Origin of the sequence: Nocardia sp. NPDC023733 (genome assembly GCF_040639775.1) — a bacterium.
Taxonomy (GTDB): Bacteria; Actinomycetota; Actinomycetes; order Mycobacteriales; family Mycobacteriaceae; genus Nocardia; species Nocardia rosealba.
The window spans coordinates 2062452-2086660 of record NZ_JBFAAN010000001.1; the positions used below are offsets into that span (position 1 = coordinate 2062452).

General features: G+C 69.2%; 24 protein-coding genes. 14 read left to right on the forward strand and 10 right to left on the reverse strand.

What is annotated here, in order from left to right; all coding sequences use genetic code 11:
• Positions 1-5: 5 nt before the first annotated feature.
• The 4 genes from AB0F86_RS09535 to AB0F86_RS09550 all read left to right on the forward strand — a co-directional run bounded on the left by AB0F86_RS09535 (position 6) and on the right by AB0F86_RS09550 (position 6096).
• On the forward strand, positions 6-1397 hold the full coding sequence (locus AB0F86_RS09535; protein ID WP_356983218.1) for a GNAT family protein: 1392 nt from the start codon (positions 6-8) through the stop codon (positions 1395-1397).
• Entirely contained in the window at positions 1397-2728 is a 1332-nt protein-coding gene (locus AB0F86_RS09540) for a glutamate-1-semialdehyde 2,1-aminomutase (RefSeq protein ID WP_356983220.1), read from the forward strand. Before AB0F86_RS09535 ends, AB0F86_RS09540 begins: the two co-directional genes overlap by 1 nt.
• Positions 2725-3831, forward strand: a complete 1107-nt coding sequence (locus AB0F86_RS09545; RefSeq protein WP_356983222.1) for a glycosyltransferase — start codon at positions 2725-2727, stop codon at positions 3829-3831. The genes AB0F86_RS09540 and AB0F86_RS09545 overlap by 4 nt, the downstream gene beginning before the upstream one ends.
• A 246-nt stretch (positions 3832-4077) precedes the next feature.
• Positions 4078-6096: an SDR family oxidoreductase gene (locus tag AB0F86_RS09550; RefSeq protein WP_356983224.1), complete on the forward strand. Its 2019-nt coding sequence runs from the start codon at positions 4078-4080 to the stop codon at positions 6094-6096.
• Positions 6097-6210: 114 nt separating this feature from the next.
• Here AB0F86_RS09550 and AB0F86_RS09555 read toward each other — a convergent pair whose 3' ends face one another.
• The 4 genes from AB0F86_RS09555 to AB0F86_RS09570 form a co-directional block, all read right to left on the reverse strand.
• Entirely contained in the window at positions 6211-7089 is an 879-nt protein-coding gene (locus AB0F86_RS09555; RefSeq protein WP_356983226.1) for an NAD(P)H-binding protein, read from the reverse strand.
• Positions 7090-7140: 51 nt separating this feature from the next.
• Complete coding sequence (locus AB0F86_RS09560) at positions 7141-7719, reverse strand: sugar O-acetyltransferase (RefSeq protein ID WP_356983227.1); 579 nt, start codon at positions 7717-7719, stop codon at positions 7141-7143.
• 43 nt (positions 7720-7762) lie between these two features.
• Entirely contained in the window at positions 7763-8293 is a 531-nt protein-coding gene (locus AB0F86_RS09565; RefSeq protein ID WP_308017121.1) for a cutinase family protein, read from the reverse strand.
• A 316-nt stretch (positions 8294-8609) separates the two neighbouring features.
• Positions 8610-8822 carry a hypothetical protein gene (locus AB0F86_RS09570; RefSeq protein ID WP_067488734.1) on the reverse strand — a complete coding sequence of 71 codons (213 nt, stop codon included), beginning with the start codon at positions 8820-8822 and terminating at the stop codon, positions 8610-8612.
• A 92-nt stretch (positions 8823-8914) separates the two neighbouring features.
• Here AB0F86_RS09570 and AB0F86_RS09575 point away from each other — a divergent pair, with 92 nt between their 5' ends.
• On the forward strand, positions 8915-10606 hold the full coding sequence (locus AB0F86_RS09575; RefSeq protein ID WP_356983229.1) for an FAD-binding dehydrogenase: 1692 nt from the start codon (positions 8915-8917) through the stop codon (positions 10604-10606).
• On the opposite strand, the gene AB0F86_RS09580 is transcribed toward AB0F86_RS09575, so the two are convergent.
• The 4 genes from AB0F86_RS09580 to AB0F86_RS09595 form a co-directional block, all read right to left on the reverse strand.
• Positions 10607-11437, reverse strand: coding sequence for an IclR family transcriptional regulator (locus AB0F86_RS09580; protein ID WP_181697438.1), 831 nt, complete (start codon positions 11435-11437; stop codon positions 10607-10609).
• A 100-nt stretch (positions 11438-11537) separates the two neighbouring features.
• Positions 11538-12458: a LysR substrate-binding domain-containing protein gene (locus AB0F86_RS09585; protein ID WP_356983232.1), complete on the reverse strand. Its 921-nt coding sequence runs from the start codon at positions 12456-12458 to the stop codon at positions 11538-11540.
• Positions 12455-13039, reverse strand: coding sequence for a YdcF family protein (locus AB0F86_RS09590; RefSeq protein ID WP_356983234.1), 585 nt, complete (start codon positions 13037-13039; stop codon positions 12455-12457). Before AB0F86_RS09590 ends, AB0F86_RS09585 begins: the two co-directional genes overlap by 4 nt.
• A gap of 59 nt (positions 13040-13098) precedes the next feature.
• Positions 13099-14100 (reverse strand): putative sulfate exporter family transporter, encoded by a 1002-nt coding sequence (locus AB0F86_RS09595; protein WP_356983235.1) that lies wholly within the window; start codon positions 14098-14100, stop codon positions 13099-13101.
• Positions 14101-14274: 174 nt separating this feature from the next.
• On the opposite strand from AB0F86_RS09595, the gene AB0F86_RS09600 reads away from it, so the two are divergent.
• Positions 14275-14535: a hypothetical protein gene (locus AB0F86_RS09600; RefSeq protein ID WP_356983237.1), complete on the forward strand. Its 261-nt coding sequence runs from the start codon at positions 14275-14277 to the stop codon at positions 14533-14535.
• Between the two features lie 45 nt (positions 14536-14580).
• On the opposite strand, the gene AB0F86_RS09605 is transcribed toward AB0F86_RS09600, so the two are convergent.
• Positions 14581-15057: a hypothetical protein gene (locus tag AB0F86_RS09605; RefSeq protein WP_181697434.1), complete on the reverse strand. Its 477-nt coding sequence runs from the start codon at positions 15055-15057 to the stop codon at positions 14581-14583.
• A 96-nt stretch (positions 15058-15153) separates the two neighbouring features.
• Between AB0F86_RS09605 and AB0F86_RS09610 the strand changes: the two genes are divergently transcribed.
• Positions 15154-15678: a DinB family protein gene (locus tag AB0F86_RS09610; RefSeq protein ID WP_225279572.1), complete on the forward strand. Its 525-nt coding sequence runs from the start codon at positions 15154-15156 to the stop codon at positions 15676-15678.
• Here AB0F86_RS09610 and AB0F86_RS09615 read toward each other — a convergent pair whose 3' ends face one another.
• On the reverse strand, positions 15679-16362 hold the full coding sequence (locus AB0F86_RS09615) for an HAD family phosphatase (RefSeq protein WP_356983239.1): 684 nt from the start codon (positions 16360-16362) through the stop codon (positions 15679-15681).
• Between the two features lie 67 nt (positions 16363-16429).
• On the opposite strand from AB0F86_RS09615, the gene AB0F86_RS09620 reads away from it, so the two are divergent.
• The 7 genes from AB0F86_RS09620 (at position 16430) to AB0F86_RS09650 (ending at position 24069) form a co-directional block, all read left to right on the forward strand.
• Positions 16430-17101, forward strand: a complete 672-nt coding sequence (locus AB0F86_RS09620) for a PaaI family thioesterase (protein WP_356983240.1) — start codon at positions 16430-16432, stop codon at positions 17099-17101.
• Between the two features lie 177 nt (positions 17102-17278).
• Complete coding sequence (locus AB0F86_RS09625; RefSeq protein ID WP_181697431.1) at positions 17279-18049, forward strand: GntR family transcriptional regulator; 771 nt, start codon at positions 17279-17281, stop codon at positions 18047-18049.
• The gene (locus AB0F86_RS09630; RefSeq protein ID WP_019046727.1) at positions 18050-18277 is read left to right on the forward strand and encodes a ferredoxin family protein; all 228 of its coding nucleotides are present in this window, start codon (positions 18050-18052) and stop codon (positions 18275-18277) included.
• A 17-nt stretch (positions 18278-18294) separates the two neighbouring features.
• The gene (locus AB0F86_RS09635) at positions 18295-19722 is read left to right on the forward strand and encodes an ABC transporter substrate-binding protein (RefSeq protein ID WP_356983243.1); all 1428 of its coding nucleotides are present in this window, start codon (positions 18295-18297) and stop codon (positions 19720-19722) included.
• The gene (locus tag AB0F86_RS09640; protein ID WP_225279568.1) at positions 19719-20621 is read left to right on the forward strand and encodes an ABC transporter permease; all 903 of its coding nucleotides are present in this window, start codon (positions 19719-19721) and stop codon (positions 20619-20621) included. The genes AB0F86_RS09635 and AB0F86_RS09640 overlap by 4 nt, the downstream gene beginning before the upstream one ends.
• A complete protein-coding gene (locus AB0F86_RS09645) occupies positions 20618-21352 on the forward strand; it encodes an ABC transporter ATP-binding protein (RefSeq protein WP_356983245.1) in 735 nt (244 codons plus the stop codon). Before AB0F86_RS09640 ends, AB0F86_RS09645 begins: the two co-directional genes overlap by 4 nt.
• Positions 21349-24069 carry a fumarate reductase/succinate dehydrogenase flavoprotein subunit gene (locus tag AB0F86_RS09650; RefSeq protein WP_356983246.1) on the forward strand — a complete coding sequence of 907 codons (2721 nt, stop codon included), beginning with the start codon at positions 21349-21351 and terminating at the stop codon, positions 24067-24069. The genes AB0F86_RS09645 and AB0F86_RS09650 overlap by 4 nt, the downstream gene beginning before the upstream one ends.
• Positions 24070-24209: the final 140 nt, after the last annotated feature.

Below are 24209 nucleotides of genomic sequence, written 5' to 3' on the forward strand. Positions count from 1 at the left end.
GCGCAGTGTCGCGCACGACCACCGAGGCGCCGACCGTGATGCCGAGCCTGACCTTCGGCCCGGTTCGCCACGGCGACAGCCTCGTTCGCCTGCGCCCGCCGCGACTGTCGGACTTCGGCCGGTGGCGTGAGATCAGGTTGCGTGACCGGGCCTGGATCGAACCGCACTGGGGCACCTCACCGCTGAGCTGGGAGCAGCGGCACACGTCACGGATCTGGGCGCGCGAGTGCCTGGTGGCCTGGGCCGATATGCGGGCCGGTCGCCGGTTCGTCGGCGTGATCGAGGTCGACGGGCGGTTCGCCGGGCAGGTCGAGTACACGATCATCGACGCCGATTCCGCAACGGCGGAGGCCGGCGCCTGGATCGATGCCCACGCGGCCCGTCGCGGGCTGATCGGCTGTGCCCTGTTGCTGTTGTGCGACTACATGTTCCGTGTGCACGGTGTGGCGCGGGTGCTCGCCCCGGTGTCCACCGACAACGACCCAGCGCTGCGCTGCCTACGGGGACTGGGCTTCCGGCACGAGGCGACGATGGTCCTGGCCTACGACGCGGGTGGTGCGCGCAAGGACCACACGCTGTGGGCACTCACCCCCGCCGATTTGGCCGCCGCGCAGCTGCCGCCGCTCGTTCCGGCCGATCCAGCGGACGTTCCCATCGTGGAGCCGAGGATTTCCAGATCGGCCGCCCGGGCGACCTACCCCCCGAGCACCGCACCGGGCGCAGGCTCGGCGAATAGCGGCGTACCGCGCGCGGTGGTCGCGCTGGCCGCCCTGCGATGGTCGGTGTGGTCTGTACGGGAGAAGCTGCGGCGCTACCGTCCCGCCGCCCCGGTTGCGCTGATCGTCCGGGAGCGTCCGAACACGGTGGTGCGCACCCTGACTCGCATGGACAGGGCGCAGTGGACTCAGGTGGGACGCACAAGGGTGACGGCAACGAGCTCGTTCCCTCGGTCCAGGCAGGGGCTCGGCACCGAGGGAGGTTCCTCGGCTGGGCAAGACCGATCGAAGAGCCGCGCCCAGTGGTATCGCACACTGTGGCACAGCCGATTCGGCCTACGATCACCGAGCGGACTGCGCCTCGTGCTCGACGTGAACGGTGCCTACGCAGGCGAATTCCACCTCTACGATTCACCACTGCCGTGCCAGGCCACCGGCCTCTACATCTGGGTCGATCCACTCCGGGTCGAACCCGAACTGTGGGCGGCAGCCCTGCGCAAGGTCGTCGAGCACGCCTTCACGGAGCTGGGCGTGCAGCGGATGGCCGCCGAGATTCCCGTCGGCGACACCGTCACCGCCGCAGTGGTCGCCGCCGCCGGTTTCGCCCACGAGGGGCTGCTCAGGGCCCATCGCGGGCCGAGCGGACCGAGTGCCGATCACGACCTCTGGGGGCTCACCTGATGCGCGACTTCACCCGCAGCACCGAAATCCAGGCACGCCTGCACGACCTCGTCCCCGGCGGAGCCCATACCTACGCCCGTGGCGCCGACCAGTACCCCGAGTCGATGGCGCCGGTACTGGTGCGCGGCAAGGGTGCTCGCGTCTGGGATGCCGACGGCAACGAGTTCGTGGAATACGGAATGGGATTGCGGTCGGTCACCCTCGGCCACGGATACGAACCGGTGCTGCGCGCGGCCGTCGAGGCCGCCGCCGACGGCATGAGCTTCTCCCGCCCCACCGAACTGGAACTGCTTGCCGCACAGGCCTTCCTGGACCTGGTGCCGGGCGCCGACATGGTGAAGTTCGCCAAGAACGGCTCCGACACCACCACGGCGGCCGTTCGCCTCGCCCGCGCGGTCACCGGGCGCACCACCGTCGCGGTCTGCGCACAGCCGTTCTTCTCCGTCGACGACTGGTTCATCGGCACCACCGAGATGTCCGGCGGCATCCCAGCCGTCGACACCGTGACATTCCCCTACAACGATCTCGACGCCCTCGCGGCGGTCCTGGCGGGCGAGACGGTGGCGGCGGTCTTCCTCGAGGCGGCGACCGCGCTGGCCGAGCCGCTACCCGGATTTCTGGAAGGTGTTCGCGCACTGTGTGATCGGCACGGGACGCTGCTGGTGTTCGACGAGATGATCACCGGCTTCCGGTGGTCGGCGGGCGGCGCCCAAGCGGTCTACGGGGTGACACCCGATCTGTCGTGCTGGGGCAAGGCGATGGGCAACGGATTCCCGCTGTCCGCACTCGCGGGCAAACGCGAGTACATGGAACTCGGCGGCCTGCGCACCGATCGCGACCGGGTGTTCCTGCTCTCCACCACCCACGGCCCCGAAACCGCCTCACTCGCCGCGTTCCGCGCCGTGGTGCACGCCTACCGCACCGAGGACCCGATCGCCCGCATGGAAGAGGCGGGCCGGACCCTGGCAGACAGAGTGAACGCCGTCGCCGCCGAGCACGGCATCACCGACCATCTCCAGGTGCGTGGGCGCCCCTCGTGCCTGATCTTCCGCACCCTCGACGCCGAAGGCCTGCCGTCGCAGGCGTTTCGGACCCTGTTTCTCCAGGAACTGCTCGAGCACGGCGTGCTCGGACAGTCCTTCGTCACCTCCGCCGCCCACGACGCCGAGGCCGTCGACGACACGGTCTCCGCGTGTGCAAGGGCCGCCGAGGTGTATCGCCGCGCGATCGAGCGCGGCTCCGTCGACGGGCTGCTGCGTGGCCGCCCGGTCGCGCCCGCGTTGCGCCGCACCGCCGCACCCCGCCAGATCGAAACGAGAACCTCCCCATGACCCGTGTCGCCATCGTCCATGAACGATTCACCGAATTCGGCGGCTCGGAGGCCGTGGTCGGCGAGTTCGTCGAAACCTGGCCCGACGCCGAGGTTTTCGCGCCCATCGTGGCGCCCGGCGGGTTGCGCGAGCCGGTGCGCGCGGTGCACGACACCTGGCTCAGCCGCGCCCACACCGTCACCGGCCGCAGACACGCTCCCCTGCTACCGCTGGTGCCGCGGGCGTTGCGGCGCATGCCGCTCGGCGACTTCGACGTGGTCGTGGTGAGCCACCATGCCTTCGCCACCCAGGCCGCGCTCGCCACCGACGCACCCGTGGTCGCCTATGTGCACAGCCCGGCACGGTGGGCGTGGGATCGGGAATTCCGCGCCCAGGAGGCGGGCGGCCGGTTGGGTCAGCTCGCCCTCGGTGCCCTCGGAACACTCGCTCGCCGTGGCGAATTGCGCGCCGCGCCCCGGCTCACCCATGTGATCGCCAACTCGCATGCCGTCGCCGACCGGGTACGGGACTGGTGGGGTCTGCCCGCCTCTGTCGTGAATCCACCGGTGCAGGTCGCCCGCTTCACGCCCGATCCGGGGGTCGCGCGGGAGGACTTCTTCCTGTGCGCAGGCAGGCTCGTGCCCTACAAGCGCGCGGATCTGGCGATCCGCGCCGCCCAGCGCGCGGGCGTGCGGCTGGTCGTCCTCGGCGAAGGCCGGTTCCGGGACCAACTCGAAGAGCTCGCCGGGCCGGAGACCACGTTCCTCGGAGCCACCTCCGCCGACGTCCTGCAGGACATGTACCGGCGCTGCCGTGCCCTGCTGATGCCGGGCATCGAGGACTTCGGCATCGTCCCCGTGGAGGCCATGGCCTGTGGAACGCCGGTGCTCGCGGTCGGTGCGGGCGGCTCGCTCGACACGGTGCGACCCGGCGTGACCGGCGAATACGTACCACCCGGCCACGACGACGCGGTCGTCGCCGCCCTCGCCGAACGGATGCGCGACTTCGATTCGGGCACCTACGATTCCGCGAAGATCCGCGCGCACGCCGACAGCTTCGCTCCCGACAAATTCCGCGCCAGGATGGCCGACACGGTCGCCGGAGTACTCGCCGCACACCGTTAGCGAGAAGTTGCCCGAAACTCGGAGTTACGGAAATCAACTGTCACACATACCCTTTGACCTGCGACGACGGGTGACAATTCCCACACGGTGACAGACACCCCGCCGCTTGCCCCCTTTGTTACCGACGAGTACGGTTAGCCGCACCCGGACGACGATGTTCCCGGGTTCTCGTGATCCCCACATCCACCGCCGCATGCCGGATCACTTTTGCGCACACCGTGTTTCGAGACATTTTCAGGAGGGGCGATGGTTTCCTACATCGTGACGGGCGGTACCGGTTTTCTCGGTCGGCGAGTGGTACGTGAGTTGCTCGCCGCCGACCCGGCCGCGATCGTGCACGTGCTGGTGCGCGCCGAGTCGCTGGCCAAGTTTACCGCGCTCAATGCGCAGCACCCCGACGGCGATCGCGTATTCGCGCTGGTCGGCGACCTGACCGCCGAGGGACTCGGCTTGGGCGACGAGCCGCCGCGCGCCGACCATGTGCTGCACCTCGGCGCGGTCTACGACATGACCGCCGACGAGGAATCCGCCCACGCGGCCAATGTGAACGGCACCCGCGCGGTGATCGAGCTGGCCCGCAGGCTCGGTGCGGTCCTGCACCACGTGTCCTCGGTGGCGGTGGCAGGCGATCATCACGGCAAGTTCTTCGAGGAGGATTTCGACCTCGGCCAGAACCTCACCTCGCCGTACCACCGCACCAAGTTCGCGGCCGAGAAGCTGGTCCGCGAGGCCGGCGACGTGCGGTGGCGGGTGTATCGCCCCGCGATCGTGGTCGGTGATTCGCGTACCGGTGAGATGGACAAGATCGACGGCCCGTACTACTTCTTCCCGGCGATCGCGGCGCTGTCGGACCTACCCGCCGAACTGCCGCTGCCGCTGCCCGATCTGGGTGCCACCAATGTGGTTCCGGTCGACTACGTGGCCGAGGCGATGGTTCGCCTGGTGCGCCGCCCGGGGCTGGACGGGCGCACATTCCATCTGGTCAACCCGGAGCCGCAGCCGTTCGGCGAGATCTACCGTGCGCTGGCGAGCGCGGCGGGCGGGCCGACCGGGATCGGGACCGTGCCGGGCAGTGCGTTCGCGCTGCGCGGGCTCGGGCAGGTGCCCGGCGCACACGCGGTGCGCGACTTCCTGTTCGAGCAGGCGGGCATCCCCGCCGAGGTGGCCCCGCATGTCGGTTTCACCGCCGAGTTCGTTTCGGACTCCACGCGGGCGCTGCTGCCCGGGCTCGCGGTGCCTGCCTTCGAGACCTACGCCGCCCGGCTGTGGGAATTCTGGCGGGCCAACCTGGATCCGCAGCGTGGCCGTGTCGAGTCCGGGGCGCATCCGCTCTCGGGCCGCACGGTGCTCATCACCGGCGCCTCGTCGGGCATCGGGCTGGCCACCGCGCATGCTGTCGCGCGTCGTGGTGCGGTGGTGCTGATGGTCGCGCGCGGTGTCGAAGACCTCACTGCCGCAGCGGAATCCATTCGTGCCGACGGTGGGTCGGCTTTCGCCTACCCGTGCGATATCACCGATGCCACGGCCGTCGGCGCGCTGGTGCAGACGGTGCTCGCCGAGCACGGCCACGTCGACTACCTGGTGAACAACGCGGGCCGTTCGATCCGGCGCTCGGTGGCCAATTCGGTGGACCGCATGCACGATTTCGAGCGGACCATGGCGGTGAACTACTTCGGGGCGGTGCGGCTCATCCTCGCGCTGCTGCCGTCGATGCGGGAACGCCACTTCGGCCACATCGTGAACATCTCCTCGATCGCCGTGCAGACCAAGGTGCCGCGCTTCGCCGCGTACGCCGCGAGCAAGTCGGCGCTGGACAACTTCAGTGACATCGCCGCGGTCGAAAACCGTGACGCGGGAATCACTTTCACCTCCATCCGGATGCCGCTGGTCCGCACACCCATGATCGCGCCGACCGAGCTCTACCGCGCGCTGCCGCTGCCGGATCCGGAGCGGGCGGCGGGCATCGTGGTCCGCGCCCTGCTCGAACGCCCCGACCGCATCGACACACCTGTCGGCACGTTCTCGCAGGCGGTCGAGATGTTCCTGCCGTCGCTGAAACGGACCATCATGCACACCGGGTACCGCCTGTTCGGTGAATCGACCGCCGCGCAGGGCAAGCAGGAACCGGTCATCGCGGAGCCCGCCGAGGCGGCCGAACCGTCACGCGGACCGCTCACGGTCCTCGGACCGGTCCTCGCCCCGCTGATGGTCGTTCCGAGTCCCGCCGCGCGGATGAGCCGGATGCTGCCCGGCGTCCACTGGTGACCTGAGTCCCGGTCACGACACTCGCCTTTGTCGGGGGGTGTCGTGACCGGGTCGGGTCGGGCACACATCCCGCAGCCTCGCCCACGTCGTGTGGGGGCGGGACAACCCAGGTGATCAGCGCAGCTGACGGCAGACCCACTCGGCCAAAGTCGTCGGCGTGGTGGTGAGCAGGGTTCGGGGATCCTCCGGGATGTAGTCCGTGCTGAGACCCGCTGCCATTCCGGCGATTCCGTCGATCTGGCCGTCACCGAGCCCCGCTGATCGCAGGGCGTTCCGGAACTCCCGGTCGGTGAGGTGGACCGGAGTGACGTCGCGGCCGAGTTGTGCGCCGAGGATCTCGGCCACGCGCGCGAAGGTGAGATCCTCGGGTCCGTGGACCGCCTGGACTACCCGGCCCGACCAGTCGTCGGACAGCAACCGCAGCGCGGCGACCTCACCGATATCGCGCGGATCGACCCACGGCATGGCATGGTCCAGCGGCCACGGCGTGGACAGCGTGCCCGCCCGGATCTCGTCGAGTTGGGGCAGCAGGTTCGTGAAGAAGTACCCGCATCGCAGATGCAGCACATCCGCACCGGTGGCGTCGAGAAGCTCCTCGGTGCGTGCGAGCCCGTCGATCTCTCCTGCGCCGGTACGTTTCTCGGCTCCCCCGCTGCTGAGGAACACCGTCTTCTCGATGCCGTTCTCGACTACGGCCCGCGCCGCCGAGGCGCCCATCAGCGCGTAACCGGCTACCGGATCACCGTCCACCAGCGCGGGTGGGTCGACCCAGAACAAGCGATCGGCCCCCTCGGTGGCCCGCACCACGGCGTCCGCGTCCCCCTGGTCGACCTGCACCACATCGACCAGCTCCCGAACCGCATCGTCGAGCCGCCCCGGGTGCCGCATCAGCACCCGCGGCCGAACTCCCGCCTGCACCAACAGCCGCACCACCCGCGACCCCACATGTCCCGTGGGCGTGGTGACCACGATCCTCTTCGTTCGATTTCCCATAACCGCACGATAGAAGCCATCGCGGTCACTTTCCGTCCGCGAATGCCGGTGTCACCACGTCCGCAGGACCGACGCCTTGGGACCGGCCACCAGGCTCCGCTCCGGCACGTCGTCACCGACCACCGCGCCGGCCGCGATCACCGAGTCGCGTCCGATACTGACGCCGGGCAGAATTGTCGCCCCGGCGCCGATCCAGACATTCTCGGCCACATCGATCGGCCCGCCGGTGAGAAACCGGCGCCGTTCCTCGGGGTCGACCGGGTGCCCCATGGTGATGAAGGTGGCCTTGGGACCGATCATCACCCCGGAGCCCAGCCGGATCCCCGCGTAGTCGAGGAACGTGCATCCCTGGTTGACGAAGACCCGTTCCCCGATGTCGAGACCGAGTCCGTGGTCGGTGTAGAAGGGCGGGTAGATGGTGAGTTTCGGGGGCAGCGGACGCCCGAGGATCTGCTCGAGCAGTTCCGCCTTTCTCGTTTCGTCGTCGAAGGGCAACGCGTTGAGCCGGGAAGTCATCTCGGTCACCGCGAGCACCCGCTCGTGCATCGCCCGGAACTCCTCGCCCAGCACCCGCTCCCCCTGCTCCAGCAACTCGGGATCGTGGATCAGCATCATGTTCTCGCTCGCCATCTCCCGATTCTGGACCACCGGTCGCCGACCCCGGAGGTCGACTTCACAGCCGGGCGTTCACCTGTCCCGCCGCGTCGGCGAAGGCCCATTCGTAGGTGCCGTGAGCGGCGGGGAAGATGCCGCCCGCGCACACCGGATCGCCTGCGGCGCAATAGTTCTGCGTGCGATCCGCGTACCACGGGTGGACCGTTCCGCCGACGAGGCGGAGTGGGTCGCCGAACAGCAGCACCGCGAGGACACGGTGTGACAGCTCGGGCGGGAGGGTCCACATGCCCGGGAGCACCAGTGCGGCAGGCGAACCCAGCACACCGTGGGTGACCACCGCACCCTGTGAATAGCCGACCAGAATGAAACGCTGGTCGGGGCAGGCGGCCGAGCGGGCGACGAGATGCCCGGTCATGGCGCGGGTTCCGTCGCTCACCGAGGACGGAACCAACAGATCGGCGGGATATTCCACACGGTGCGCACTGGAGTCCACTGCCAGGTGCTCGCGCAGGACCGCGTAGAGCGGGTCCCCGACGGCGGCCCCTAGATATCCGGGCTCTGTTGTGCCACGGGCGATTACGACGTCCACCGCGGCACAACCCTGTGCCCACGCCGTAGGTCCGGGCGATATCGCCGAACCGATTCCCGTGGCGAGAAGCAACACCGACAGCATTGTCGCTGTGCGCTTCCAACCGATACGCATTACCTTCCGATAGGCCATGGGGACCACCTGCTCACGCCGTTGTGAGGAATAGAGAACCGAGCAGTTACCGTCTGCCTCAACGGCATTCGGCGTGCTCAGAGGTGGAATACCCGGTCAACGGCATCGGCACGGCATGCGTTGCGCATCCCTTGCGCCACGGTTGCGTCTCGGATCGCCTGCGGCACAGGGCCGCCCAGGGAATTTACTTCTTCTTGGACTTCTTTTTGTACTTCGGCTTGTCGTTGTCGGGTTCCCACTCGTAGCCGGGGGTGTTCTTCTCGCAGTAGGAGTCGGCCACGTGCACATCGCCGAGGTCGCGTTCGCACCAGCGTGACTTGCCACAGGAGGTGGCGCCGAGGGACGCCAGCACGGCGAGCGCGAGCACGGCGGCGCCCGCGCGGATCCGGACCTTCATGGTTTCTCGAACCTTTCTTCGGTGAACATCGCTGGTCAGGTGAATTCCAGGACTCCCCCCGGTCACCGTCGCAGCAATGCTAGCTTTCCTACATGCCGAGCGCAGCACCCCAGCCCACCGATGATTTCTCCCCCGACGCGATCGTGGTCGGCTCCGGGCTCGCGGGCCTGGTCGCCACCCACGAGCTGGTGCTGGCCGGACGCAAGGTGCTCGTGGTCGATCAGGAGAACCGCGCCAATCTGGGCGGACAGGCGTTCTGGTCGCTGGGTGGGCTGTTCCTGGTCGACACCCCCGAGCAGCGCCGCCTCGGCATCAAGGATTCCTACGACCTCGCCCTGCAGGACTGGATGGGGTCGGCCGGTTTCGATCGCCTCGACGGCGAGGACAGCATGGCCGTGGAGTGGGCGCGCGCCTACGTGCGCTTCGCGACCGACGAGAAGCGGGACTACCTGCACGCCTTGGGTTTACGCATCACACCGATCGTCGGCTGGGCCGAACGCGGCGGCTCCCTCGCCGACGGCCACGGCAATTCGGTTCCCCGTTTCCACCTCACCTGGGGCACCGGCCCGGAGGTTCTGCGGGTGTTCCTCGAGCCCGTGCTGGCGGGTGAGGCCAAGGGCCTGGTGCGGTTCGCGTTCCGCCACCGGGTCGACGAACTGGTCGTCGCCGACGGCGCGGTCAGCGGTGTGCGCGGCAGCGTGCTCGCGCCGAGCGACACCGAGCGTGGTGTCGCCTCGAACCGGGAAGTGGTGGGCGACTTCGACTTCCAGGCGCCAGCGGTGCTGGTGAGCACGGGCGGCATCGGGCACGCGCACGACATCATCCGGCGCAACTGGCCGACCGAGCGCCTCGGCCCGTGCCCGGAGACGATGATCTCGGGCGTACCCGCCTACGTCGACGGGCGGATGCTCGGCATCTCCGAGAGCGCGGGCGCGGCCCTGGTGAACCGCGATCGCATGTGGCACTACACCGAGGGCATCAACAACTGGGATCCGGTGTGGCCCGATCACGCCATCCGCATCCTGCCCGGTCCCTCGCCGCTGTGGTTCGACGCGAACGGCCGGCGCATGCCCGCACCGTGCTTCCCCGGCTTCGACACCAATGCCACGATGCGCCAGATCCTGTCGACCGGCTACGACTACTCCTGGTTCGTGCTGAACCAGACCATCATCGAGAAGGAGTTCGCCCTCTCCGGCTCGGAGCAGAACCCCGACATCACCGGCAAGGACTGGAAGCTCACGCTGCGCAGCCGCCTGGCCAAGGGTGCACCGGGTCCGGTCGAGGCGTTCAAGCAGCACGGTGTGGACTTCGTGGTCGCCGACTCGCTCCCCGCCCTGGTGGACGGCATGAACGAGATCGCGCGCGGGCCCAAGCTCGATGCCGCCGAACTGGAACGGCAGATCGTCGCTCGCGATCGCGAGGTGACCAACCCCTTCACCAAGGACGCGCAGATCGCGGCGATCACCGCCGCCCGCAAGTACATCGGCGACAAGTTGCAGCGGGTGGTTTCCCCGCATCGCATCCTCGATCCGGCCCACGGCCCGCTGATCGCGGTGCGGCTCAATGTGCTGACCCGCAAGACGTTGGGCGGCTTGCAGACCGACCTCGACTCGCAGGTGCTGCGCCCGGACGGTTCGGTGTTCGACGGCCTGTACGCCGCTGGTGAGGTCGCCGGGTTCGGCGGTGGCGGTGTGCACGGGTACAACGCGCTCGAGGGCACGTTCCTCGGCGGCTGTATCTTCTCCGGCCGTGCCGCGGGCCGGGCGATGGCGCGCCGGAGTTAGTCAGCCGCGCCCGTGCCGGGGTGTCAGCGCGCGCGACGCCTCGTTGGCCACCTCGGCGAGGGCGCGCGCCAGGCGAGCGGTGTCGAGGGCGGCGCGGTCGCCGTTCACGGTGCCCGACAACGAAATCGCGGCTACCGCTACCCCTCGGCCACGGATCGGCACCGCGACACAGCCCACGCCGGGCAGTGATTCCTCGGTGTCGACGGCAACGCCCTGACGGTGCCGGATGCGGGCCAGTTCGCGGTGCAGTTCCACCCGGTCGATGATGGTGCGGGCCGTGCGGGCGACGGTGTTGCCGCGCAGCGAAGCCTCGGCGATGCCGGGTTCGAGCGTGGCCAGCAGCGCTTTGCCGAGGGCCGTACAGTGCGCAGGCAACCGGCCGCCGATGCGGGTGGGGATCGCCACCTGCCCGCGCCTGCCCGCGCGGTCGAGGAACAGCACCTCGCGGCCGTCGAGCACGGCGAGGTGCCCGACCAGGCCGGTGCGCTGGCTGAGGTCGTAGAGCAGCGGGCCGACCACTTCACGCAGTTCGTTGTGCTCGGCGGCGAGTCCGCCGAGTTCGAGCACTCGCAGCCCGAGGCGGTAACCGCCGGGAGTGTGTGCGAGCCAACGCAATCGGATCATCTGATCGAGGATGCGATGCACCGTTGACCTGGGCAGGCCGGTGCGCTCGGCCAGACCGAGCAGAGTGAGGGTCGGGGTGGTCGCGTCGAAGGCGTCGAGGATGAGTGTCATCCGCTCGATCATCGACGTGGGCGGTGCCCCGGCCGGCCGGGCCGATCCGGTCCACAGTTCCTCCGTCGCCGGTTCGGTCACGATGTCGACCGTCATAGATCCAACCTCCACAGTGTGTAGCGAATACAGCCTAGAGCTGTCCGCGCCGACGACGCACCATTTCGCTGGACCGAGCGGTACACACCGGCCGAATTCGCTAGCGGCGGGCCGCTTCGAGGCGGGCGGCGCGCTCGACGAGGAGCTCGGCGGGGCCGGTCGGTGGGCTGGTACGCCGCCAGATCGCCCGGAACTTGCGGGTGAGGCGAGTGGCATCGGTCGAGGAGACCTCGACCAGGGCACCGGTGGCCAGGTCGGGTGCGGCGATCAGGCGGCTCAGTACCGCCGGGGCCATCCCGGTTCGCGCGGCGGCGACGAGGGCGGCGGCCGAGCCGAGTTCGGCGGCCGGGCCCGCCGGTGCGCCCTCGCTGCTGAGCAGGTCCCAGACGGTGTCACGGGTGCCGGAGCCGGGTTCACGCCAGAGCAGGGCGGTGCCGGCGAGCTCGGCGAGCGTCACGGGGGTCTTCCGGCGCGCCCACGGGTGATCACGCGCCACGACGACGACCAGTTCGTCGGCGCCGAGCACCCGGCTGCCCAGCCCGGCGGGCGGGTGCGGACCCTCGACGAAACCCACGTCGGCGGCGCCGTCGCGGACGAGGGCGGCGACCTGGGTGGAATTCTCGACGTCCAGGGCGACGACGACCTCGGGGTGGTCGGTGCGCAAGGCCGCCAGCCAATGCGGAATGCGATGATCGGCAATGGTTTTCGATGCGGCGATCCGCAGGCGCGTGGCCTGGGCGGCACGTAGCCGGTCGATGTCGTCGACGAGGTCGCGCACGGCCGCGAGCACCGGCCGCGCGTGCTCGACGACGGCGCGGCCCACGTCGGTGAGTTCCGAGCCGGTCGGCCCGCGGTCGAGCAGTTTGACCCGCATTCGTCGTTCCAGGGCGCTGATGCGCATGCTCGCGGCGGGCTGGGTGATGCCGTGTCGGCGCGCGGCGGCGCCGAGACTACCCAGCTCGGCGACCGACACCAGCAGATCGAGAACGTCGAGGTCGGGGGTTCCCGGTGGCAGCATCACGCACCGGTCACCGGTGCGCGGCGCAGGTTCTTCGCGACCCCGTAGAGCGCGATCACCGGTTTGAGCGGCATCCACTCCCCGAAGCGGTAGTCGCGTCCACGCACCAGACGGGTGGCGAGCTCGGGACTCTGCTCCGCGAGATAGCGGCGTGCGACGGCGGCGTGCGTCGGCAGGGAGACGATCTTGATCCGATCGACGTCCTTCAGCAACGGGAGGGCGAAGGCGATGTTCTCCCAGGTGGATCGGCTGTTCTCCTCGAGCACGAGCTCTCCGGTGTACCCGCGTTCGCGTGCGTAGCGGGCCAGCACCGATGCCTCGGTGTCGGGCCCCGCGCAGGCACCGCCGCACAGGACCAGCCGCGATTCGCTCGCCCCTGGGTCGAGGGAACGCAGACCCGCGCGCACTCGCCATCGGTTCATGGCGTTGGCGCTGCGACCGGCGTTGCGGTATCCGAGCACGACCACCGCTTCCGAACCGCCGGTGTCGGGGCGCGCCTCGGTTCGGGACGCACGCCAGTTCACCCACTCGCCCCACAGCATGGCGCCGAGGGCGGCGACGGCGATCCGGCTTCGTGTGCGCACCTCTCCAGCAAACCACGATGATCTCGCCCGGGCGGCGATTGCGCACCTGACCTCGGGTTTCAGCACCAGCCCGTGAGCGCCATCAGCGCCAGGCTCGAGGTGCCGAGCACCACGCCGATGGCGCCGCCGAGGAGCAGCGGACGTGGACCCGCGGACCGCAGGCGGTCCAGGCTCAGGGACGTGCCGATGGCGGCCAGGACGGCGGTGATCAACCAGCCACTCGTCGCGGCGAGCGGCTCGGTGAGAGCCGAGGGCAGGATCCCGGTGGCGGCGACAATGGAGGCCGCCACGAACATCACGACGAACAGCGGGAAGCTCTCGCGCAGGGAGCCGGGCGATGTGCCCGTGCGCTCGGCCAGCCGCCGGCGCCCCAGATGCAGGCCGAGGCAGAGCGGGACGATGGCCAGACTGCGGACCAGCTTCACCACGACGGCGAATTGCGCGGCGCCCGCCCCGAACACCACACCGGCGGCCAGCACCGAGGAGGTGTCGTTGATGGCGGTGCCCGCCCAGAGGCCGAACGCCTGCGGCGACATCCCGATCGCCCGGCCCAGCGGCGGATAGACGAGTACCGCAACGACATTGAAGACGAAGATGGTGCCGAGCGCGTAGGCCACCCGTTGGCGGTCGGGGCGCAGCACCGCTGTCGCGGCGGCGATGGCGGAGGCACCACAGATGGTCGACCCGGCGGCGATCAGAGTGGCCGACTCACGATCTACAGCGAGCATCCGCCCGACGACGAACGCGGCGACGGCACCGGCGACGAGGGTGCCGACCAGTACGACAGCGGTCTCACGCCCCACACCGAGCACCGAACCCATCGGCAGACCGAGACCGAGCAGCACGATGGCCCACCCGAGCACCCGCTGCCTGGCTATATCGAGGCCGGGCTCGAACCTCGCACTCCCCCGGCGCCGCAACCACATTCCGGTCACCGCACCGGCGACCAGGGCCACCACCGGCGCTCCGGCCATCGGCAGCGCCTTGCCCACCGGGGTGGCGACGGCGGCCAGCAGCAGTGCCAGGGCCAGGCCCGGCACGACAGTTCCTACGCGATTCACCCTCCCACCATCGCCGGGCCGCGCATTCCCGGGTAGATGCCGATCCACGACGAGCACATAAGCGTGTCTTATGTCGCGACACGACAGCGCCGGCGTGCTTGGACGAGCGGTCCGTGGGTAAGGCGGAGGCAGAATCGAGCCGGCATGGAGTGCCGTCGAAGACAGGAGGATGTTGTGAGAGCTGGTTACCGGGTCGTCACCGCCGTGGCCGTCGCGGGTGCCTTCGCGCTGAGCTCGGCCGCAGTGGCGAACGCCGAGGAACCCGAAGCGCCGAAGACCCCGCTGGTCCAGTACATCGAGTCCTGGCCACCTGCACCGGAGAACTGCAACCGGGTGTGGGATCCCATCGAGGACGCGGTCGAAGACTCCGTCCCACCCCAGTACGAGGCCGAGTTCGAGGCATTCGACGACTGGTGCGAGGGCGACGAGGACTGACGGGAGGGTCGCCGCGGGTTCGTCACCGCGGCGACCTTTCCGCCGTCACCCGTCGTCGAAATCCGGTTCGGCGGTGAGTAGTTCGTCGGCTCGGGCGAGTGCCGCGTCGAGGTCGTCGGTGACGCTGTCGAGCAGGGACATGCCGTCGAGCATGTCGGTGAGTTCGGCGCGGAGGGCGTCGATTTCGGCGAGGGCGGGGTCGACGGTCGTCCAGGCGACGGTGTCCGACCACCAGGTGTCGCGCTGGATCCAGGACCAGACGACATCGCGCACCAGCACCGCGTCGGTGGTGAACAGGTGACGGTGGTCGGTGCCCGCGATGTGTTCGATCTCGTAGGTGCCGTCGGGCAGGTAGCGCGCCTGGATGTGGTCCGGTCCCCGGGTGAGCAGGAGGAAAGGGTGGTCGGGGGCCGGGTTCACGGCGTCGGCCCCGGGCCGGGCGGGGTCGACGGCGCGTGGCGCGCCCGAACCGTCACCGACGTGGACCACGACCTCGGGCAGGTCGACATGCTCGGCACCCATCCGGCCAGTGTGCCGGACTGCGCGCCGAGACCCGTGACCGGCATCGTCGCGGTAATCGGACTGCGCGATCGGACGACGGCGACTAGCCTCGCACCCATGACCTGGCAGGCGCCCGAACTCGTGCCGACCCGCACCCTGGTCGGCGCCGACGAACGCCCGATGTTGCAGTCCTGGTTGGACTTCCACCGTCAGACGTTGCTCAACAAATGCGGTGGGCTAGATGCGGCGCAGCTGGCGAAACGTTCGGTTCCGCCGTCGAATCTGTCGCTACTCGGGCTGGTTCGTCATCTCACCGAGGTCGAACGCGGCTGGTTCCGGGTCTCGGCCGCCGGCGAGGACATCGGCCCGGTGTACGCCTCCGAACTCGAACCCGACGCCGACTTCGACGACCTGGACTCGCGCCCGGCGCCGGAGGTCTTCGACCTGTTCCACGCCGAAGTCGCCGCCTGCGACGCCGCGGTCGCCGACCTCCCCCTCGACCATGTGTTCCAGGTGCCGTGGCGCTCCGACGGCTACACGCTGCGCTGGGTGTATCTGCACATGATCGAGGAGTACGCCCGCCACAACGGGCACGCCGACCTGCTGCGCGAACGCATCGACGGTGTCACCGGCAGTTTCTGATCAACCGGTGATCACGTCGGCGGTGAGCTGATCGAGACCGTCGATGACCACCTCGGCCTGGGCGAGTGCCTCGGCCGAGGCCGGAAATTCGGGGCGCGGCACCGCGATCACCCGCATCCCCGCGGCGTGCGCGGATCGCAGACCGTTGGTCGAATCCTCCACCGCCGTACAGTTGTTCGGGTCGACTCCCAACCGCTGTGCGACGGTGAGGTACACATCGGGCGCAGGCTTGCCGCGACCCACCTCCTCGGTGGACAGCACGACCGCGAAACTCTGCATCAACCCCGCCTTCTCCAAGACGAGCGCGATCAGGGAGGCAGGAGAAGAACTGGCGAGCCCGAGCTTCCAGGAATCCGCGCAGCGCCGCACGGCGTCGACAGCGCCGGGCAGCAGCGGCAGGTGCTGGGCATACTCGTCGGCCATCAGATCGATGACGTCGGCGGCGACCTTGTCGGCCGGTTGAGCGACACCGAGGTCGTCGGCCAGATACGACGACCACTCCACGGTCGACATGCCCATCATGCGCTGCTGCGAATCCGGTTGCCAGCGACCACCATTGACGGTGACGTAATCTTTGCGGACCTTTTCCCAGACGGGCTCGGAGTCGATCAGCACACCGTCCATGTCGAACACAACCGCCGCGATACTCATGCCAAGCCTCTCGCCGTCGATGATGATCGGCATCGAGCCTAACCGACCGGCGGCGGTCCCCCGCGCGAACGCCCAGCTCGGAAACGATAACGTGTTGCATATGGACGAGAAGAACGTCGGCGACTCGCGGCCCGACCAGACGCATCACGAGGGCGGCTTCCGGCCGATGGCCGAGCTCATCGAAGCGCGCGCGAGCGAGAGCGACACCCTGATCGGCGGACCGCACTACGGCGAGTTCATCGAGCAGGTGCGCGAGCTGATGGACCGCGCGCGACTGGCGAACCCGTCCGACGAGCTGGCCAAGGAGACGATCGTCGCGCTCGAGCAGCTCAATGCCCGTTTGGACGAGGCCGTGGTCGACGAGTGGTCCTCGCCGAGCTGGACGCGCACCGATCTACCCGCGCGCGGCAACATCACCCTGCCGCCGTACACGGTGGTCAGCGGTGACCGCGACGGGGTGACCGCGAAGGTCACCTTCCGCACCTTCCATCTGGGCGGCAACCAAGCCGCGCACGGCGGGCACATCTCACTCGCCTTCGACGACATCCTCGGCATGACCGCCGCCCTGGCCACCGGCGCGGTGACCCGCACGGCCTCACTCACCGTCGACTACCGGTCTGTCACCCCGCTCGAGCGCGAACTCACCGTGCGCGCCCATGCCGAACGGCGCGACGGCCGCAAGGTGTACCTGAAGGCGACCATGCACGACGGTGACCGCCTCTGTGCCGAGGCCAACGGCCTGTTCATCGTGCTCAAGCCGGGCCAGCCCTGACATTACGATCGGCCTGATTCCAAGGCCGTCCTAGTGGCGCCGGGTGGCGCAATACCCGGAGCGGGCCGGGTTCGCGCAGGTCGCGCGAGTAGCCACCCGGCGCAAACACATCGGCACGATTTCGTGCCGATCCGCGCGCCGCGGGCACCGGCGTAATCGCCACTATCGTCGCTGTTCATGCAGGTCAGCGAGAGAACAGGCACCAAAGAGCCGGGGCACGACCGGCGCGCCGATCGGGCCCGTCGCGTCGCCGACGTGGTGCGCCACCAGATCCTGTCGGGCGCGCTCGACGGCACGGTGCCCGGCGAGCAGGAGTTGGCCGCCGAACACGGCGCCTCCCGCAACACCGTCCGCGCGGCGCTGGCGCTGCTGCGCGACGAGGGACTCATCGACCGTGCCCCGAAGGTGGGCACCCGGGTGGCGGCCCGCAAGTTCGACCACGGACTCGACGTGCTGCTCGGTTTGCAGGAAACCCTCGCCGAGCACGGCACGGTGCGCAACGAAGTGCGTGTGGCGGGCACCGTCACCGCGCCGCCGGCCGTGGCCCGCAAGCTCGGGCTCACGCCGGGCGAGCAGGTGGTCTACATCGAGCGGCTGCGCTTCCTCGCCGACCTGCCGCTGAGCCTGGACCTCACCTACCTGGTCCCGGACATCGGCGCCGAGGTGCTGGCCCACGATCTCGCGAGCACCGATGTGTTCGTCCTGCTCGAGCAGATCACCGGACGCTCGCTCGGCGACGCCGAGATCGCCCTCGAGGCGGTGGCCGCCGACCCGCACACCGCCGTCACCCTCGACGCCCCGGCCGGTGCTCCGCTGCTGATGCTCGAGCGACTCACCCGCCTCGACGACGGCAGACCCGTCGATCTCGAATACATCCGCATGCGCGGCGATCGAATAACCATGCGCGGCAGCCTCGTGCGCAGCGCACCCGAATGGAAGGTCCGTTAGATGGCCCTCGTACCCCAGCGCGCCGACGTCCCCGTGACGATCGACGAATCCCTGTGCATCACCGGCTGCACGTTGTGCGTCGACATGTGCCCGCTCGATTCCCTTGCCATTCACGAGGATTCGGGAAAGGCCTACATGCATGTCGACGAGTGCTGGTACTGCGGCCCGTGCGCCGCACGCTGCCCCACCGGCGCCGTCACCGTCAACATGCCCTACCTGCTCCGCTGAACCCGGGAACCCCACGCATGAAGATCACTCGTTTGCTGCCCGTCGCCCTTGCCGTCGCCCTCGCCGCGGCCGGGTGCTCACTCGAAAGTTCCACCGCCGCACCGGCGGGCACCGTCAAGGTCGTCATCGGCTATCAGTCCAAGACCATCAACACCGTCACCGCGGGCACGCTGCTGCGCGCGCAGGGTTACCTGGAACAGCGCCTGCAGCGCATCACCGATGCGGGTGGTGCGAAATATCAGGTGGAGTGGCAGGACTACGACACCGGTGCGCCGATCACCGCCCAGATGGTGGCGGAGAAGATCGATATCGGGTCGATGGGTGACTACCCGTTGCTGATCAACGGTTCACGCACCCAGGCCGCCGAGCGTTCCCGCACCGAGCTGGTGTCGATCACCGGCTACAACCCCAAGGGTGCGCTGAACATGGTTGTGGTGCCGCAGGATTCGCCTGCGCGCTCGCTGACCGACCTGGCCGGGCAGAAGATCTCGGCCAGTGTGGGTTCGGCGGGTCACGGCACTCTGGTGCAGGCGCTGAGCCGGGCGGGAATCGATCCGGCGAAGGGCGTGGAGGTGCTCAACCAGCAACCCCAGGTCGGAGCGACGGCACTGGAATCGCATCAGGTGAGCGCGCTGTCGCAGTTCGTGGCCTGGCCGGGTCTGCTGGTGCAGCAGAACAAGGCCAAGCTGCTCTACGACGGTGCCGAGCTGAATGTGCCGACTTTCCACGGGGTGGTCGCCCGGCGGGCGTACGCGGCCGAGCATCCCGAAGTGCTGCAGGCGTTCCTGGCCGCACAGCTGGACGCGACCGCCTTCCTCAACGAAAAGCCGTTCGAGGCCGCGGATCTCGTCGCGAAGGGGTCCGGGCTGCCGCAGGAGGTCGTGTACCTCTACAACGGGCCCGGCGGCACGAGCTTCGACACGACTCTCAAGGCGAAGCTGATCGCGGCGTTCAAGGACGACGTGAACTATCTGAAGTCGATCGGTGACTTCGCCGACCTCGACATCGACGCGTTCGTCGAGGACGGGCCGCTGCGGCAGGCATTCGCCGAGACCGGCCGCGATTACGACGCGACCCTGGCCGAGTCGACCAACCCCAGCAAGGTCACCGGCACCGACCCGGTGTGCGCTGTGCCCGTGACTGATCCGGCCCTAGCCGGTGAGGTGTGGGTCGAGGGCGCCGAAAAGCCACAGCCCGCCGCGAATCCCGACTGCCTGCTGGGGGCAGTCCAAGCCGCCGAGGCGCAGGGCAAGACCGTTCGCGCGGCGTATGTTCCCGATGCGGAGCTGGGCACCCGCTGGTTCGCGGACAAGGCGATCTGGTTGCGTGAGGGCACCCGGTACCTGCCGTTCACCACCCAGGCCGCAGCCGACCGGTATCGGGGTACCCACCCGGCGGCCACCGCTGTCACCTACGACCAGGCCGTCGCGGAGGTCCGCGGATGACCCCCACCGCCCGCGCTGCCGCGGCACCCACCCCGACCATCGAGGCCACGGCGGCTCCCGCATCGCCGGAAACGCCGGTCGGCACACTGTCCACCACGGGAAGTGACGTAACCACCGCCGACTCCTCGGGGTGGACTTCGCGGTTGATCCGGGTCGGGTCGGTGGTGGCGGCGATCGGGTTGTGGCAGGTGCTCACCGCAGGCGATGTGCGGGCCGGACTGCGGTTCGACACCCTGCCGACGGTGACCGAGATCGTCGCCGAATTCGGGGAGCACCTCGGCAGCGGACAGTACTACCTGGATGTGGCGCAATCGCTGATCCGGATCGTCACCGGGTTCGGGCTGGCCGCGGTCGTCGGGGTGCTGGCGGGCATCGGCCTTGGCCGGTCCCGGTTGCTGGCCGATGTGTTCGGTCCGCTGGCCGAACTGGTGCGGCCGATTCCGGCGATCGCGCTGGTCCCGGTGGCGATCCTGCTGTTTCCCAGCGACGAGTCGGGCATCGTCTTCATCACCTTCACCGCCTCGTTGTTCCCGGTGCTGGTGAGCACCCGGCACGCGACGCGCGCGTTGCCGACCATCTGGGAGGACGCGGTCCGCACCCTCGGCGCGTCGCGGCGTGAGGTGCTCACCAGGGTGGTGGTGCCCGGGATCCTGCCCGGCGTGTTCAGCGGATTGTCGGTGGGTATGGGGGTGGCCTGGATCTGCCTGATCTCCGCGGAGATGATCTCCGGTCGCCTCGGGATCGGCTACCGCACCTGGCAGTCCTACACCATCGTCGACTACCCGGCCGTGTTCGTCGGCATGATCACCATCGGCGTGCTCGGCTTCCTCACCTCCGGAATCGTCGAACTGGCCGGTCGGCGGGCCACCCGCTGGCTGCCGAGAGAGGTCGCCTCATGACCATCGCCACCGCCGTCTCGACCGGCATGCGCCTCGATCTGGAATCGGTGCGCGTCGGCTACGGCACCAGAACCGTTGTCCGCGACCTGGATCTGTCGATCGGCGCCGGGGAGATCCTCGTCCTGGTCGGCAAGTCCGGCTGCGGTAAGTCCACCCTGCTGCGTGCGATCGCCGGACTGCGCGAGCCGAGCGGGGGGACGATCCGGGCCGACGGTGATGTCGTCACCCGGCCGTCGGCGGATCGGGCACTGGTCTTCCAGGACGACGCGCTGCTGCCGTGGCGCACGGCTCGCGCCAATGTCGAACTGGCGCTGCGTCTTCGCGGTGTCGCGCGAGCGGAGCGCCGGGAACAGGCGCTGCGCTGGCTCGGCGAGGTCGGGCTCACCGGGTACGCCGAATACCTGCCTCGCGATCTGTCGGGCGGGATGCGTCAGCGTGTGCAACTCGCCCGCAGCCTGGCCGGTTCGCCGCGCGCGGTGCTGATGGACGAGCCCTTCGGCGCGCTCGACAGCCAGACCCGCGCCGAGATGCAGCGCCTGCTCGTCGACACCTGGCGCGCACATCCCACCACGATCGTTTTCGTCACCCACGACCTCGACGAAGCGCTGCGCCTCGGCGACCGGATCGCCGTGCTCGGCGCGGGCACGCTGCGGGCGGTCGTCGAGGTCCCCGACCCGCGCGAACCGGTCGACCGGAGCGCGCTGAGGTCCCGAATCCTGGAGTCGCTGTGAACATTCCCGATCTGGACGACCGCGTCCGCCTCGACTGCGATGTGCTCGTGATCGGTGGCGGAACGGCGGGCACCATGGCCGCGCTCACCGCCGCCGAATCCGGTGCGAACGTGCTGCTGCTCGAGAAGGCGCATGTGCGCCACTCCGGTGCGCTGGCCATGGGAATGGACGGCGTGAACAACGCCGTCATCCCCGGCAAGGCCGAACCGGAGGACTACGTCGCCGAGATCACCCGCGCCAACGACGGCATCGTCGACCAGCGCACCGTGTACCAAACGGCGACAAGAGGTTTCGCCATGGTGCAACGACTCGAGCGCTACGGGGTGAAGTTCGAGAAGGACGAGTACGGCGAATACGCGGTGCGCCGGGTGCACCGCTCGGGCTCGTATGTGTTGCCGATGCCCGAGGGCAAGGACGTGAAGAAGGCGCTGTACCGGGTGCTGCGTCAGCGCAAAATGCGGGAGCGGATCCGGATCGAGAACCGGCTCATGCCGGTGCGGGTGCTGACCGCCGAGGGCCGCGCGGTCGGTGCGGCCGCGTTGAACACGCGCACCGGTGAATTCGTCGAGGTCGCGGCCAAGGCGGTGATCCTGGCGACGGGTCCGTGCGGCAGGCTCGGGCTGCCTGCCTCGGGTTACCTCTACGGCACCTACGAGAACCCGACCAATGCGGGCGACGGGTACTCGATGGCTTATCACGCCGGTGCCGAACTCTCGGGCATCGAGTGCTTCCAGATCAACCCGCTGATCAAGGACTACAACGGCCCGGCCTGCGCGTATGTGGCCAACCCGTTCGGCGGCTATCAGGTCAATGCCGAGGGTGAACGGTTCGTGGATTCGGACTACTGGTCGGGCCAGATGATGGCCGAGGTGAAGCAGGAGATCGAATCCGCGCGCGGCCCCATCTATCTCAAGGTGTCGCACCTGCCCGACGAGACGCTGTCCACCCTCGAATCGATCCTGCACACCACCGAACGCCCCACTCGCGGGACGTTCCACGCCAACCGCGGTCACGACTACCGAACCCACGACATCGAGATGCACATCTCCGAAATCGGTTTGTGCAGTGGGCATTCGGCGTCGGGTGTGTGGGTGGACGAGAACGCGCGCACCACGGTGCCCGGGTTGTATGCGGCCGGTGACCTGGCGTGCGTGCCGCACAACTACATGATCGGCGCGTTCGTCTACGGCGACCTCGCGGGTGCGCACGCGGCGTCCACGCTGGCCGAGGTCGAGGCACCGGGTTCGCTGCCCGTCGATCAGCTCGCCGAGGCACACGAACTCGTCTACCGCCCGTTGCGGCAGCCCGAGGGGCCGCCGCAGACCCAGGTCGAATACAAGCTGCGCCGGTTCGTGAACGACTATGTGGCGCCACCGAAGACGGCGGCGAAACTGTCGATCGCGGTGGAGACCTTCGAGCGGATGCGCGCCGAGGTCGACGGGATCGGTGCGACCACACCGCACGAGCTGATGCGCGCGGTGGAGGTCCAGTTCATCCGGGACTGCGCCGAGATGGCCTCGCGCAGTTCGCTGACGCGCACGGAATCGCGCTGGGGGCTCTACCACGATCGCGCCGACCTGCCCGACCGCGACGACGAGTCGTGGAATTTCCACCTGAATCTGCGCAAGACCGCCGACGGGGAGATGGAGTTCGTCAAACGGTCGGTGGCGCCCTATCTGGTGCCGGTGCCCGGCCTCGACGACGTGCCGTCGGCTGAGCCGATCGTCGAGGTGATCGCCCAGCCGGAACTGGTCGGTACCCGGGCGCCTCAGCGTGCGGCGCCTGCCCGCACCGTAGGCGCGCCGGTGTCGCCGTCCTCGCCCCGGCTGGTCACCCTGCTCGCGCTGGATTCGCCTGTACTCGAAGACGTTTCGAGCTTCCTGACCGATCCTGATCCGGTCGTCCGTGTCGCGGCGCTGTCGGTGCTCACCGAGAACACCCCCGACGGTTTCGCCGACGAGTTGGTGCGGGCCCTCGGTGACGAGGGCGCCTCGGTGCGCCGGGCCGCCACCGAGAGCCTGCGGGAACTGGTGGAGGTGCTGCCGGGGCCCGGTGCGCTGGCGGAATACCTCGGCTCCCCGGATCCGCTGGTGCGCGCCACGGTCGTCGACCTGTTGCGTGCGCTACGGGCCGGGTCCGTCACGGCATTCCGTGCGGCACTGCGCGATCCGGATCACCGGGTGCGGATCGAAGCGGTGCGGGCGCTTGTCTCGCTCGACGACGCCGACGCCGTCGCCTCGATCGCCGGTGACGCCAACCGGGAGGTGCGCATCGCGGTCGCCCAAGGGCTGGCCTCGATCGGCGCGGGTGGACACGAGGTGATCCGGACACTGGTCGCCGACCCGGACCCCCTGGTCCGTGCCGCCGCGCTCACCGCCTATGCCGCCCTCGGCACCGACGACATCACCGAACTCGTTGCGGCCCTGGGCCACTCGGCCTGGCAGGTGCGCGTCGGTGCCGCCAAGGGCCTAGCGGGTGCCAGCCCGGACCTTGCGGTGGAACCGCTGCGCGCGGCGTTGTCCGATCGCCACCTCGATGTCCGCAAGGCAGCGGTCCTGTCACTGTCCACCTGGCCGGACAGCAGCACTGCCCTCGACGCCCTCGAGTCCGCGGTAGAAGACCCCGACGCCGATGTCCGCGCGTACGCTCGTCGGGCGGTCACAGCGGCGGGCCGGACTCCCGGTGCCGACGCGCTCCCGGCCGATGCTGTCGCCTGACAACCCGTACGTCGGCTGACGCTGCCCGGCTGGTCGACGGTGGCGCAGGCGGCGACGGTGGTCGCCACCAACTCGTCGACCTGCGCCGCGTCGACTGCTCGTTCACCGCGGGTGGTATCGACCGACATCGCCGGGAAACC

What these genes read in the sequence shown, in the direction of transcription:
- AB0F86_RS09620 (WP_356983240.1), top strand. Translation starts at nt 16,430, where the DNA reads ATGGACGAGAAGAACGTCGGCGACTCGCGGCCCGACCAGACGCATCAC.
- AB0F86_RS09570 (WP_067488734.1), bottom strand. Translation starts at nt 8,822, where the DNA reads ATGAAGGTCCGGATCCGCGCGGGCGCCGCCGTGCTCGCGCTCGCCGTG.
- AB0F86_RS09630 (WP_019046727.1), top strand. Translation starts at nt 18,050, where the DNA reads ATGGCCCTCGTACCCCAGCGCGCCGACGTCCCCGTGACGATCGACGAA.
- AB0F86_RS09635 (WP_356983243.1), top strand. Translation starts at nt 18,295, where the DNA reads ATGAAGATCACTCGTTTGCTGCCCGTCGCCCTTGCCGTCGCCCTCGCC.
- AB0F86_RS09640 (WP_225279568.1), top strand. Translation starts at nt 19,719, where the DNA reads ATGACCCCCACCGCCCGCGCTGCCGCGGCACCCACCCCGACCATCGAG.
- AB0F86_RS09560 (WP_356983227.1), bottom strand. Translation starts at nt 7,719, where the DNA reads ATGGCGAGCGAGAACATGATGCTGATCCACGATCCCGAGTTGCTGGAG.
- AB0F86_RS09580 (WP_181697438.1), bottom strand. Translation starts at nt 11,437, where the DNA reads ATGACGGTCGACATCGTGACCGAACCGGCGACGGAGGAACTGTGGACC.
- AB0F86_RS09625 (WP_181697431.1), top strand. Translation starts at nt 17,279, where the DNA reads ATGCAGGTCAGCGAGAGAACAGGCACCAAAGAGCCGGGGCACGACCGG.
- AB0F86_RS09555 (WP_356983226.1), bottom strand. Translation starts at nt 7,089, where the DNA reads ATGGGAAATCGAACGAAGAGGATCGTGGTCACCACGCCCACGGGACAT.
- AB0F86_RS09610 (WP_225279572.1), top strand. Translation starts at nt 15,154, where the DNA reads ATGACCTGGCAGGCGCCCGAACTCGTGCCGACCCGCACCCTGGTCGGC.
- AB0F86_RS09605 (WP_181697434.1), bottom strand. Translation starts at nt 15,057, where the DNA reads ATGGGTGCCGAGCATGTCGACCTGCCCGAGGTCGTGGTCCACGTCGGT.
- AB0F86_RS09540 (WP_356983220.1), top strand. Translation starts at nt 1,397, where the DNA reads ATGCGCGACTTCACCCGCAGCACCGAAATCCAGGCACGCCTGCACGAC.
- AB0F86_RS09545 (WP_356983222.1), top strand. Translation starts at nt 2,725, where the DNA reads ATGACCCGTGTCGCCATCGTCCATGAACGATTCACCGAATTCGGCGGC.
- AB0F86_RS09575 (WP_356983229.1), top strand. Translation starts at nt 8,915, where the DNA reads ATGCCGAGCGCAGCACCCCAGCCCACCGATGATTTCTCCCCCGACGCG.
- AB0F86_RS09645 (WP_356983245.1), top strand. Translation starts at nt 20,618, where the DNA reads ATGACCATCGCCACCGCCGTCTCGACCGGCATGCGCCTCGATCTGGAA.
- AB0F86_RS09615 (WP_356983239.1), bottom strand. Translation starts at nt 16,362, where the DNA reads ATGCCGATCATCATCGACGGCGAGAGGCTTGGCATGAGTATCGCGGCG.
- AB0F86_RS09550 (WP_356983224.1), top strand. Translation starts at nt 4,078, where the DNA reads ATGGTTTCCTACATCGTGACGGGCGGTACCGGTTTTCTCGGTCGGCGA.